The organism is Rhodococcus sp. NPDC057297 (assembly GCF_042667435.1).
Lineage (GTDB): Bacteria > Actinomycetota > Actinomycetes > Mycobacteriales > Mycobacteriaceae > Rhodococcoides.
This window is the reverse complement of record NZ_JBHUZE010000002.1, coordinates 706063-718041: the sequence shown is the minus strand read 5'-3', so window position 1 is coordinate 718041 and position 11979 is coordinate 706063. Positions and strand designations below refer to the sequence as shown.

Annotated in this window: 10 protein-coding genes; 2 read left to right on the top strand and 8 right to left on the bottom strand. The window is 64.1% G+C overall.

Going from position 1 to position 11979, the window contains the following annotated elements; genetic code table 11:
* Window positions 1-368: 368 nt before the first annotated feature.
* From ACFULT_RS09360 to ACFULT_RS09350, 3 genes are all read right to left on the bottom strand, one after another.
* Window positions 369-794, bottom strand: coding sequence for a PPOX class F420-dependent oxidoreductase (locus ACFULT_RS09360; RefSeq protein ID WP_037113836.1), 426 nt, complete (start codon window positions 792-794; stop codon window positions 369-371).
* Window positions 795-935: 141 nt separating this feature from the next.
* Entirely contained in the window at window positions 936-1556 is a 621-nt protein-coding gene (locus ACFULT_RS09355) for a TetR/AcrR family transcriptional regulator (protein ID WP_037113491.1), read from the bottom strand.
* Window positions 1553-3016, bottom strand: coding sequence for an amidohydrolase (locus tag ACFULT_RS09350; protein WP_378481294.1), 1464 nt, complete (start codon window positions 3014-3016; stop codon window positions 1553-1555). The genes ACFULT_RS09355 and ACFULT_RS09350 overlap by 4 nt, the downstream gene beginning before the upstream one ends.
* A 42-nt stretch (window positions 3017-3058) precedes the next feature.
* Between ACFULT_RS09350 and ACFULT_RS09345 the strand changes: the two genes are divergently transcribed.
* Window positions 3059-3526, top strand: coding sequence for a thioesterase family protein (locus ACFULT_RS09345; protein ID WP_037113495.1), 468 nt, complete (start codon window positions 3059-3061; stop codon window positions 3524-3526).
* Here ACFULT_RS09345 and ACFULT_RS09340 read toward each other — a convergent pair.
* Window positions 3517-5457 carry an acetoacetate--CoA ligase gene (locus ACFULT_RS09340; protein WP_378481293.1) on the bottom strand — a complete coding sequence of 647 codons (1941 nt, stop codon included), beginning with the start codon at window positions 5455-5457 and terminating at the stop codon, window positions 3517-3519. The genes ACFULT_RS09345 and ACFULT_RS09340 overlap by 10 nt on opposite strands.
* A 206-nt stretch (window positions 5458-5663) precedes the next feature.
* Between ACFULT_RS09340 and ACFULT_RS09335 the strand changes: the two genes are divergently transcribed.
* Entirely contained in the window at window positions 5664-6557 is an 894-nt protein-coding gene (locus ACFULT_RS09335) for a hypothetical protein (protein WP_378481292.1), read from the top strand.
* 57 nt (window positions 6558-6614) lie between these two features.
* Here the strand turns inward: ACFULT_RS09335 and ACFULT_RS09330 are convergent, their stop codons facing one another.
* From ACFULT_RS09330 to eat, 4 genes are read right to left on the bottom strand one after another with little or no spacing between them, the layout of a single operon-like run.
* On the bottom strand, window positions 6615-8231 hold the full coding sequence (locus tag ACFULT_RS09330) for an AMP-binding protein (RefSeq protein WP_378481291.1): 1617 nt from the start codon (window positions 8229-8231) through the stop codon (window positions 6615-6617).
* Window positions 8232-8284: 53 nt separating this feature from the next.
* Window positions 8285-9058: an ethanolamine ammonia-lyase subunit EutC gene (gene eutC / locus ACFULT_RS09325; RefSeq protein ID WP_037113498.1), complete on the bottom strand. Its 774-nt coding sequence runs from the start codon at window positions 9056-9058 to the stop codon at window positions 8285-8287.
* Entirely contained in the window at window positions 9055-10467 is a 1413-nt protein-coding gene (locus ACFULT_RS09320) for an ethanolamine ammonia-lyase subunit EutB (protein ID WP_378481290.1), read from the bottom strand. Before ACFULT_RS09320 ends, eutC begins: the two co-directional genes overlap by 4 nt.
* Window positions 10464-11903, bottom strand: coding sequence for an ethanolamine permease (eat, locus tag ACFULT_RS09315; RefSeq protein ID WP_037113500.1), 1440 nt, complete (start codon window positions 11901-11903; stop codon window positions 10464-10466). The genes ACFULT_RS09320 and eat overlap by 4 nt, the downstream gene beginning before the upstream one ends.
* Window positions 11904-11979: the final 76 nt, after the last annotated feature.

Below are 11979 nucleotides of genomic sequence, written 5' to 3'. Positions count from 1 at the left end.
TCGAATCCTCTCTTTCCCACAATCACACGCCTTCGGTCCGCGTCGACAGTTCCGACACTTCCGAACACCGAACTCACAAATCTAATTGGTATCTGCAACGAGAACTAATCGACGCCCCAGCAGTCGCTGATGTTACTCATGGGTACATCTGCGCACATGGGATCAATCGTTACACGGCCATCGGCCTCGGTCCCATCACGTGAGATATCGATTCGGACAGCGCACCGTGGGACCCGAAACGACAAGGACCGGACCGACGTCTGCCGGCGACGTTTGCGCCTGTGCACATCACTTGTCCAATCTACAGGGCATCAAGGAGAGCGGACCGAGCCCGGCACACCGACGAATCCCCTCCACTCTCGGTCCACTCACGCAGTCGCGTTCATGGACGCAATCACTTTCGTCGGTTTGATCCTCACGACCAGTTCTCCGGGCACGCCGTTGCGTCGACCGAATTCCTCGGCTCGGTCCGCGCCCATGTACCGACCACCGATGGCCGTCGCCGTCCGAAGCAAGTCATCGGGGTCTTCCGATGTCTCCGCCACACCCTGAATCTGCACGAAACCGTACGGCGGCTCCTCCAGATCGACCGACAACACCAGCCGCGGATCCCTGGCGATCGCCTTACCTTTGGCCGTGTCCGCGCCCGTGTTGAACACGACGGCGTCGTCCTCGAGCACGAACCACACCGGCGCCACCAACGGCCGACCGTCCGACGCCACGAATCCGAGCTTTCCGGTTCGTGTCCCCGTCAGCAGAAAATTCCTGACCTCGAGATCCGCAAGAGATGCCATGTCCACAACGCTACCGCTAGCTTCCGACACATCTCGTTCCGCTCATTCCGCAGGCTCCACTCGCGCCCTATCTGCTCATTCCGCAGGCTCCACTCGCGCCCTATCTGCTCATTCCGCAGGCTCCACTCGCGCCCTATCTGCTCATTCCGCAGGCTCCACTCGCGCCCCCCCAACGATTCGCCGCGCGATGGCGAGGTAGGTCTCGACCAGATCAGCCGGCGAGAGGGGCCCGTCCGGCCGATACCAGCCGGCGACGCCGACGCACATCGTCGTGACTGCACGCGACGCGTCCTCGGCGTGATCGAGGTCGAAGTCCCCGGTCGCGATACCGTCGGCGACGATGGAGTCGAGCATGCGTTGCTGCTCGTCGCGCCTGCCGACGTAGTCGATCCGGTTCACGTCGTCGAGGCTTCGAATTTCCGTCGACCCGAGAAATGCCTGCTCACGGCGATGCATATGAAACAGCAGCAACGACTCGACGACGGCGTCGAATCGTTTCCGCGGCGACGGCCCGGCCTCGGTCTCTGCCGATCGCGACCTCTCCAGCAGCTCGTCCATCGCTGCTGTCATCAGTCCGACGAGCAGCGCCTGCTTGGACGGGTAGTGATGGTAGAGGCCAGGGACGGACAGCCCTGCTCGTCCGGCGATTTCACGTACGGACGTGCCGTGGTACCCCTGGTCGACGAAGGCCGACAGAGCTGCGGCCAACGGCGTGGGTAGCGTCGACGCCTCGTATCGGCGCCAGGACCCCGTGTCGTTCATGCGAAGGAACCGTCGAATGTCAGGCGGCCGCCGAGCACGGTGGCGAGAATCGGGACGGCTCGTAGATCGCGGTTGCCGAGCCGTGCAGGATGCTCGGCGAGCAGCACCAGGTTCGCCTTCGATCCGAGTTCGACGGAGTGTCGCCCACCGGTCGCTGCGGCGAGTGCTGCGTCCAGAGGCAGTGCTTCCGACGGCTGCCACGGCGGACGCTCGTCGTCGGTTCGCCAGACGGCGTCGGCGACGGCGTCGAGCGGGCTGGGAGGACTGACAGGGGCATCGGAACCGAACAACAGCCGTGCTCCCGCTCGGTACAGAGAGTGGTAGGGGTACGCGATGGAACTGCGGCCCGCCCACAGCTCGTCGGCTACATCCCGGTCGCTCATTGCATGTTGAGGTTGGACGGACGCCGCAACGCCCGCGGCAGCGAATCGCGCGATGTCGCCGGGGCGGATCTGCTGAGCGTGCTCGATGCGGCCTCCTCCGCCCACCGTCTCGAATGCATCGAGCGCGAGCGAGTTGGCACGATCACCGATGGCGTGGATGGCCGGTGTGATGCCGCCCGCCCTGGCCCGCCTCATGACGGCCACGAGGTCCTCGGGCGTCTCGAGCAGCACCCCGCTCGACGTGCCGCCGGGATACGGGTCGTGGCAGCACGCCGTCCTCGTGTTCAGCGAACCGTCGAACATGACCTTCAGCGGACCGAGCGCGACACCGTCGGCGACGGTGACGCCCGTGGATGCGCCGCTCTCCAACTCGTGATCGAGCCATTCGGGCCAGATCGTGAAATCGACGTCGACATCCGCGCGCCCCAAAGCCGACCGTCGGGTCCACACGGCTCGGTTGTCCGCGTACTCGAAGTCCGTGACAGCGGTGATTCCTCGTCGTGCAAGTTCCTGAGTCGCGGCGAGGGCACCGCGGTCACTGTCCACGGGGTCTGCCAGCCGATCGAGAGCGCCGAGGCCCTCCATGCAGTCGTGATCTCGAAGCACCCCCGTCGGATGATCGATCCCGAGGTCGTCCAGAAGCGCAGGGCTGAGCCACAGAGTGTGCAGATCCATGCTCGTGATCGCCGCACGGCGGCCGGGCAACGCGTTCTGCAGGATGTCCTTGTGCGGGGCGTCCGGCCACAGGGCGTCGCGAAATCCTTGCGCTCGGAGAATCCCCGAACCGTGCCGCTCGTTCGAGCGGGCCAGTATGTCCGCGAGATCCGCGGCGGAATCGGCACCGGAGACGTCGATGCGAGTCAACGACGTCGCCCACTGCGTCAGGTGAACGTGATTGTCGACGAAGGACGGCAGCAGAGCCGCGCCGCGCCCGTCGAGAGCGTCGCCCTCGATCGCGCTGCCCTCGATCGCGCTGCCCGACGCCGTGGTTGCGCTGATGTCGGCGATCCGGCCGTCGACCGTCTGTACGTCCACCGCGGCGCCGCCTGGAGTAAGGACCACGTTCTTGATCAACACACCCGGACTCTAGAACACCGCGGGGCGTGAGACCGTGATGCGGTGACGAACTCGAAGCCCGGCTACCACGCCACGATCACCGTCCGCTGGTCGGACATGGACGCTTTCGCGCACATCAATCATGCGCGGATGGTCACCTTGCTGGAGGAAGCCAGAATCGAATGGCTGCTCAGCACGGGAACCGAGCCAGGCGAACGTCCGGAAGATCAGGCCGCGCAGGCGAACGAGTCCTTGATCAAGAGTGCGTTGATCGTGAACGTGAACATCGCGTACAAGAAGCCCCTGCGCCACTCGGACAGTCCGCTCGATGTAACGCTCTGGTTCGAGCAGGTGCGCTCGGTCGATTTCACTATCGGTTACGAAGTGCGCGCAGCGGGCGCACCGGCAGACTCCGCTCCGGCCGTGCTGGCTACCACGCGCATGGCGATGGTCGACGTCGGCTCGGAGCGCCTGCGGCGGATCAGTCCGACGGAGAAGGAGTACCTGGCGAAGTGGACTCGTCAGCCCTGACGAGTCCGCCCGACATCCGTGTACCAGTCGATGAGGTCCGGGGCGTCGACGGCTGATCGGTCGAGAGAACGCGCGGCATCTCGCCCCTGGAAGATCTTCTTCAGCGGCACTTCGAGCTTCTTGCCGGTCCGGGTGTGCGGAATGCCAGGCGCAGCGATGATCACGTCCGGTACGTGCCGAGGCGATGCGTGTCGACGAATCGAGTCCTTGATCTTGCCCTGCAGTGCGTCGCTCAACTCCTCACCGTCCGCCAGCACGACGAACAGCGGCATCCAGTAACCACCGTCCTCGGATTCGACTCCCAGAACCAGAGCTTCGACGATTTCCGGCAGGGATTCGACAGCCTGGTAGATGTCGGCGCTGCCCATACGAATACCGTTGCGGTTCAACGTCGAATCGGACCTGCCGTGCACGACGACGCTGCCGTGGTCGGTACGCGTGATCCAGTCCCCGTGCCTCCACACGCCGGGATAGGTGTCGAAGTACGCGTCTCGGTATCGCTCTCCGTCGGTGTCTTTCCAGAACCTCACCGGCATCGACGGCATCGGCTTCGTGACCACCAGTTCCCCGACCTCCCCGGTCACGGAGCGTCCATCCTCGTCGAACGCGTCGAGGGCAACTCCGAGAAACGGCGCCGACAACTCCCCGGGCCACACCGGAACAGTGCGAACACCGCCGGCGAACGCGGAGACGACGTCGGTTCCTCCCGAGATGGAGAACACCGGAATCCGCTCACCGACGCTCCGCGCCAACCACTCCGACGACGACGCAGGCATGCTGGACCCGGTGATTCCGATCGCGCGAAGCGCACTCAGATCGTGATCACGAGACGGAACGGAGTCCGCTTTGATGCAGGACAGAACGTAACCAGGGCTGGTGCCGAGAAACGTCACCGACTCCGCCGCCGCGATCGACCACAACCCGTCGGGCGCGGGATAGGACGGGCTCCCGTCGCTGCACACGATGGTCGCCCCGACGAGCAAGCCGGCGACCTGGAAGTTCCACATCATCCAACTCGGGCTCGTGTACCAGAAGAAGACGTCGTCGGCACCGATATCCGATTGCAGCGCAACGGCCTTCAGATGCTCGAGCAGGACTCCCCCGTGCCCGTGGACGATCCCCTTCGGCAGACCTGTCGTGCCGGACGAGAACACCACCCACAGCGGGTGGTCGAACGGAACGGGCGTCGTGACCCACTCGTGCTCACCTGCCGTGCATTCTGCCCACGACATCGATCCTTCGGCGACCTTGCTCCCGACCTGGACGACCGTCCGAACCGTCGGGAGGCCATCCCGCAGCACGGCCGCGTCGGCACTCTTGTCGTGGAACTTGCCGCCGTAGGAGTACCCGTCCGCAACCACGAGGACCTTCGGATCCAACTGTCCGAGACGATCGATCGCCGCCGATGGTGAGTAGTCCTGCCCACAAGCCGACCACACCGCCCCGATACTTGCTGCAGCGAGGAATGCGACCACCGCCTCCGGGATGTTCGGGAGGTATCCGACGACACGGTCCCCCGGCACGACGCCCTCGCGGCGAAGAGCGTCCGCCAACGCGGCACACTGACGCGCGAGTTCGGCCCAGGAAAGCTCGGATCGGGCACCGTCCTCACCGACGTGGACGATGGCCGGACGATCGTCTCGCACGTGGCGTCTCACCTGGTCGACGTAATTGAGCTCGGCTCCTGGAAACCACTGCGCCCCCGGCATATCGGACGAGCCGAGCACCGAGGTCGCGGGCTGGGAGGCAACGATGTCGAAATAGTCCCAGACCTGACGCCAGAACTCACCCAGATTCTGCGTCGACCATTGCCACAGCGCCGTGTAGTCCGGCAGCGAGACGCCGTGCCTGCGTTCCACCTCTCGCGTGAAGTCGGTGATGCGAGCGCTCTCGACGTCCTCCGTCGACGGTGTCCACTGCGGTTCGGTCATGCGTTCCAGTATCCCCTGAGCGTCGCTTCGCACAACAAAGATGTGCGTTCACAACGCTGATGCGTGTTGTGAAAACACCATCGACGTTGTGAGGACACCAGACGGAATGGTACGAGTGAACCAGAATTCATCCACAACCCACTCGTTCGTCCACAATCGGACGCGAGGGGGTGGTTTCGACGCCTGATCAGCTGCACGATCACCGCATGCATCCCGACGCCGATGGCTTTCTCACCCGTGCAGCAGCATCTGCAGCCGGATACAGCGACGGCGAATTCCGTCGAATGATCGCCTCCGGTGAGATCAGAAAGGTCGCCACCGGGATCTACTGTCCAGCAGATCGATTCGATGCTCTGACACCGACGGGCGTTCATCGACTCAGAGCCGTCGCCGCAGTTCGAGGAAAGCGGGGACATGCGGTGAGCCACGTCTCCGCTGCGGTGCTGCACGGCTTGACGATGTGGAACACCGACCTCGGGCGCGTGCACCTCACGGCCGATCGTGCGACAGGGGCCAGGAGGACCTCGACCCTTCACGTGCATACGGGCCGTTCGACGCCGTCCACCACTGTCGAACTCGGGTCGGTACCGGTTACCTCCCCGGCGCGCACGATCGTCGACACCGCGCGCGTGCTCGACCTGGATCATGCAGTGGTGATCGGCGACTCGGCACTGCGCAAGTTCGCGATCACGCCGGACGAGCTCACCGACGCCCTCGAGCGGAGTTCGAGGCTGCACAACATAGCCGCAGCGCGGCGGGCGGTTCACCGGATGAACGGACTCAGCGAAAGCGCAGGCGAATCCCTCAGTCGACTGCGGATGGAGGAGCACGGAATGCCTACTCCCACTCTGCAGTACAGAGTCCCCTTGCTCGATTTCCGGGTGGACTTCTTCTGGCCGAAGTTACGAATCATCGGCGAGTTCGACGGGCTGGGCAAGTACGGCGGCGACTCCCGGAACCTAGCTCGCGAGAAGGCCCGGGAGGACGCCCTGCGTGACGAGGGCTACCAGGTCATCCGCTGGGTCTGGAGGGACCTGTGGAATTTCGCGGAGGTGTTCATGCGATTCGAACGAGCCAGGGCTCGTGCACTCATGAGCTGAATGTGCGTTCACAATCGCGCTGACTGTCCTCGGAGCACGGACACCTGCCTTCGAGAACTAGATCAGATCCAGCGACCGCTCGCGCATTTCGACTTTGCGTACCTTGCCCGTGACGGTCATGGGGAACTCGTCGACGACGTGTACGTAGCGCGGAATCTTGTAGTGCGCCAGCTTGCCGTCGCAGAAGGCGCGTACCGAATCCGCATCCAGCGGAGCCGCTCCGTCCTGCATACGAATCCAAACCATCAGCTCCTCACCGTATTTGGCGTCGGGCACCCCGATGACCTGGGCGTCGAGGATATCGGGGTGGGTGTAGAGAAATTCCTCGACCTCTCTCGGGTAGACGTTCTCGCCGCCACGGATGACCATGTCCTTGATCCGGCCGGTGATGGAGACGTAACCGTCGGAGTCCATGACACCGATGTCGCCGGTGTGCATCCATCCGTCCGTGTCGACGGCCTCGGCTGTTTTCTCCGGCTGGTCCCAGTAACCGAGCATCACCGAATACCCGCGGGTGCAGAGCTCGCCGGGCTCCCCGTGTGCGACGGGCGATCCGTCGACGGGGTCGACGATCTGCACTTCGAGGTGCGGCCCGACTGCGCCGACGGTGGAGACGCGCTGCTCGATGGTGTCGTCGCTGCGTGTCTGCAACGACACGGGGGAAGTCTCGGTCATGCCGTAGCAGATGGACACTTCCGTCATTCCCATCCTTTCGATGACCTGCTTCATGACCTCCGTCGGGCACGGCGAGCCGGCCATGATTCCGGTGCGGAGCGAGGACAGGTCGAACGAATCGAATTCCGGCAGAGCAAGTTCGGCGATGAACATGGTGGGAACCCCGTACAGGGACGTACAGTTTTCCTGCTGAACGGCGGTCAGCGTCGCCGACGGGTCGAACGAGAGCCCGGGAATGATCATCGCCGCACCGTGCGATGTACAGGCCAGGTTTCCCATCACCATCCCGAAGCAGTGGTAGAACGGCACCGGAATGCACACGCGATCATGTTCGGTGTAATGGCACAGTTCACCGACGAAGTACCCGTTGTTCAGGATGTTTCGGTGACTCAAGGTTGCGCCCTTGGGAAATCCTGTTGTGCCCGAGGTGTATTGAATGTTGATCGGATCGCTCGGCACCATGGCGCTCTGGATGTCCGCGACCAGGGAAGGGTTCTCGGCGAGCGCCCGATGTCCGCGATCGGTCATCAGTTCCCAGCCGAAGCTCCCGATGAAGACGACCTCCCGCACGGTCTCCTCGCGTGCGTCCTCGATCATCGCGCCGTAGTCCGAGCCCTTGAATTCCTGCGCGGACAACAGAACCGACACTCCGGCCTGATTCAGGACGAACTTCAACTCGTGTGTGCGATACGCGGGATTGATGTTGACCAGAATTGCACCGATCTTGGCGGTCGCGTACTGCGCGAGCACCCATTCGGGACAGTTGGGTGCCCAGATTCCCACTCGGTCACCCGTCGTGACGCCTTTGACCAGAAGGCCCGCGGCGAGCAGTTCGACGTCGGCGAGGAACTCGGAGTACGTCCACCGTCTGCCGGAGGGGACGTCGACCAGTGCGTCGTGACCGGCGTACTCGGCGACGGTTCGGTCGAGGTTCTGGCCGATGGTCTCCTCGAGCAACGCTGTCGACGACGGCCCGGACGAATAACTACGACTTTCCATGTCGACCACAGTAGTGATTGTCGTCACAACTCGCCTACCCCCGAAAGGGTGTACTACTCGATGGTCAGCGCCTCGGAGTTCTCGAGCGCGTCGGCGCGCGAGGTGTCCTTCAACGCAACACCGGACCTGCCGAGCCTGCGAGCGCCGGCGACGAGACTGGCAACGATCCTGGCGGACTGCTCGTACCCGAGCCCTTCCGGCGGATGAATGTTGGAGATGCAGTTGCGGTCGGCGTCGGACTTTCCCGGTGCGGGCAGATGCGTCAGGTAGATCCCCAGACTGTCCGCTACCGACAGCCCGGGCCGCTCACCGATGAGTACGACGACGGTGCGAACACCCATTGCCTCCGCGATGTGGTCACCCAACGCAACGCGGGCCTCGGTGGCGATGACGGGCGGGGCAATGCTGTACACATCGGACAGTTCCTCGACCAACGCCGCGAGCATCGACGGTCCATGATCCATCAGAGCCCGGGGTGACAGCCCGTCACCGAGGACGAATCCGAGGTCGAAGTCACCTGGGGTGATGGAGGACAGGTCGTCGGGGGTCCGTCCGAGATCAGGCCGTCGCAGGTACTCGGCGCGAGAGGTCGCCTTGGACGTCACGACGGCCGGTACCCCGATGCCGATCTTGTCCACGGCCGACACAGTCTCGTCGATGTCCAGCGGCATGTGCACGGCATCCCGCGCAGCCGCGTGTGCCGATCGGAACTCGAGCACCCGGCGGGTGGGCAGCGAGTCTCCGGTACGTCCCAGTCCGATTCGCGCCTGCGTGCTCAGACGCAGCTCCTGCCAGAACCCGTCGTCGGCGCGTTCTACGGCGCTCATCGTGCACTCGTCAGCGAACGCAACGGCGACCCCAGTGCGTCGACGTCGAGGATTCGACCGCTGCCGTCGACCATGCCGAGCCGGTCCAGCCATGCTGCGAATTCCGGTGCAGGCTTCAGCCCGAGCACCTGCCGCACGTACAGAACGTCGTGGAAGCTCAGACTCTGGTAGCCGAGCATCACGTCGTCGGCTCCCGGGACCGCGATGACGAAGGCAACCCCGGCTGTACCCAGCAGCGTGAGAAGGGTGTCCATGTCGTCCTGATCCGCCTCGGCGTGGTTGGTGTAGCAGACGTCGACACCCATCGGCAGCCCCAGAAGCTTGCCGCAGAAGTGATCCTCCAGCCCGGCACGGACGATCTGCTTGCCGTCGTACAGGTACTCCGGTCCGATGAATCCGACGACTGTGTTGACCAGCAACGGTTCGAGATCGCGGCACACGGCGTACGCACGCGCCTCCAAGGTCTGCTGATCGACCGGGCGTCCCCCTGTGCCGAGGTGGGCACCTGCACTGAGGGCCGAACCCTGCCCTGTTTCCAGGTACATGACGTTGTTCCCGACGGTTCCCCGGTGCAGCGACCGGCCTGCCTCGTTGGCCTCTCGTAGCACTGAGACGTCGACACCGAAACCCGAATTCGCTCCTTCCGTCCCGGCCACGGACTGGAACACCAGATCCACCGGAACACCCTTGGCGATCAGTTCCATCGTCGTCGTGACATGCGAGAGCACACACGACTGTGTGGGGATCTCGAACCGTTGCCGGATCTCGTCCAGCAGGTACAGCAGGTCGGAGGTCGCGTGCGGCGAGTCCGTCGCGGGGTTGATTCCGATGACGGCGTCACCCGATCCGAGCAGCAGGCCGTCGAGAGTGGCCGCAGCGATTCCACGCGGATCATCGGTCGGGTGATTGGGCTGCAACCGTGTGCTCAGAGTCCCCGGCAGTCCGACAGTCGTCCTGAACGCCGACGTCACCTCGGCCGCCCGCGCAACCGAGATCAGATCCTGATTGCGCATGATCTTGCTGACGGCCGCAACCATTTCCGGTGTCAACCCTGCTGCGACGGATCGCAGTGTCGACGCCGAGTCCCGCGAAGCGGCGGCGTCGAGCAGCCAGTCCCGAAGTCCGCCGACCGTCAGGTGCGAGATCGCACCGAAGGCAGCGCGGTCGTGCGAGTCGATGATGAGCCGGGTGACCTCATCACTCTCGTACGGAACGAGGAGATCCTCGAGGAACACGTCGAGCGAGACGTCGGACAGTGCCCATTGCGCAGCCGCTCGTTCGGCGTCGGACTGTGCCGCGCACCCGGCCAGTTCGTCACCCGACCGCAACGGGGTTGCCTTCGCCATCAGGTCGACGAGACCGTCGAACGAGAAGTTGGCACCGGAGACTTGGTGTGAATACTTGCTCATTCGAGTTCGGCTTCTGCTTTCGCGAGGGCTGCGAATTCTTCGTCCGGCGAGTTGGCCACGAGGTGATGACGGCTGTAGAGCCCGAAGTACAGCATGAACGCGGCGAACACCCCGAGGCACCACAATGCCGCTGTGCTGTCGACGAGGAACGTGGCCACCACGGCCAGAGCTGCCACGACGAGCGCGAACCCCGTGGTGACGATGCCGCCCGGGGTCCGGTACGGCCGCGGCATGGTCGGCTCCTTACGTCGCAGGACGATGTGACTGACCATCATCAGAACGTAACTGAGCGCGGCACCGAAAACGGCCATGTTGAGCAACATCGCTCCCTGGCCCGTGAGCGAGAGGAGGAAACCGATGATGCCGGGGACGATCAGCGCGAGTGTCGGAGCCTTCCGAGAGTTGGTCACCGACAGGGTCTTCGGCAGGTACCCGGCCCGCGACAGTGCGAAGAGCTGACGCGAGTAGGCGTACATGATCGAGAAGAAGCTGGCGACGAGACCGGCGAGCCCGATGTAATTGACCACCTTGGCGGCAGTCCCGTCACCGAGAGCCTCGACCAGCGGGTTGCCCGACGCCTGCATGGCGTCGGCGCCGCCCGCGCCGGTCACCAGGAACAAGACCCCGGCTCCGGTCAGCAACAGGACTCCCATGGCCGCGATGATGCCGCGTGGCACGTTCTTGGTGGGGTCCTTCGCTTCTTCCGCGGCGAGCGGAACCCCTTCGATGGCAAGGAAGAACCAGATCGCGAACGGAACCGCCGCCCAGATTCCGAGATAACCGAACGGTAGAAAGCTCGAGGCGCCCGCGGCGTCCGTCGGCGCGATGTCGGTCAGGTTGGCCGAGTCGAACTGTCCCAGTGCCGATACCGCGAAGATCACCAGACCGACGAGAGCGATGGCGGTGATGACGAACATGATCTTGAGTGCCTCGCCGGCGCCCGCGAGGTGGATGCCGATGAAGATGGCGTACACCGCGAGGTACACCCACCATCCGTCGGTGATGCCGAACAGTCCGAGCGACTCGACGTAGGCACCGATGAAGGTCGCGATGGCTGCCGGAGCGATGGCGTACTCGATGAGAATGGCGGTACCGGTGGCGAATCCACCCCACGGTCCGAGAGCGCGACGAGCGAACGTGTACCCGCCGCCTGCCGCGGGCAACGCCGAGGACATCTCGGCCATGCCGAGGACCATGGCCAGATACATGCCTGCGATGAGGATGCCGGCGATCAGCAGTCCACCGAAGCCACCCTGTTCCAGACCGAAGTTCCAGCCCGAGTAGTCACCGGAGATGACATAGCTGACGCCGAGTCCCGCGAGGAGGACCCACCCTGCGGTTCCCTTTTTCAACTGGCGTCTGGCCAGATAGTCGCTTCCCTCGACGTGCGACTCGGTCCCGTCGTGATGGGTGGGTGTTGGTTCTGTGACGGACATGGCCGGCCTCTCTCGAAGCGATGAGACTTCTTTCGCGGGTGAGCGAATCCGAATCAAGATATGCCCGCGGTGTAAG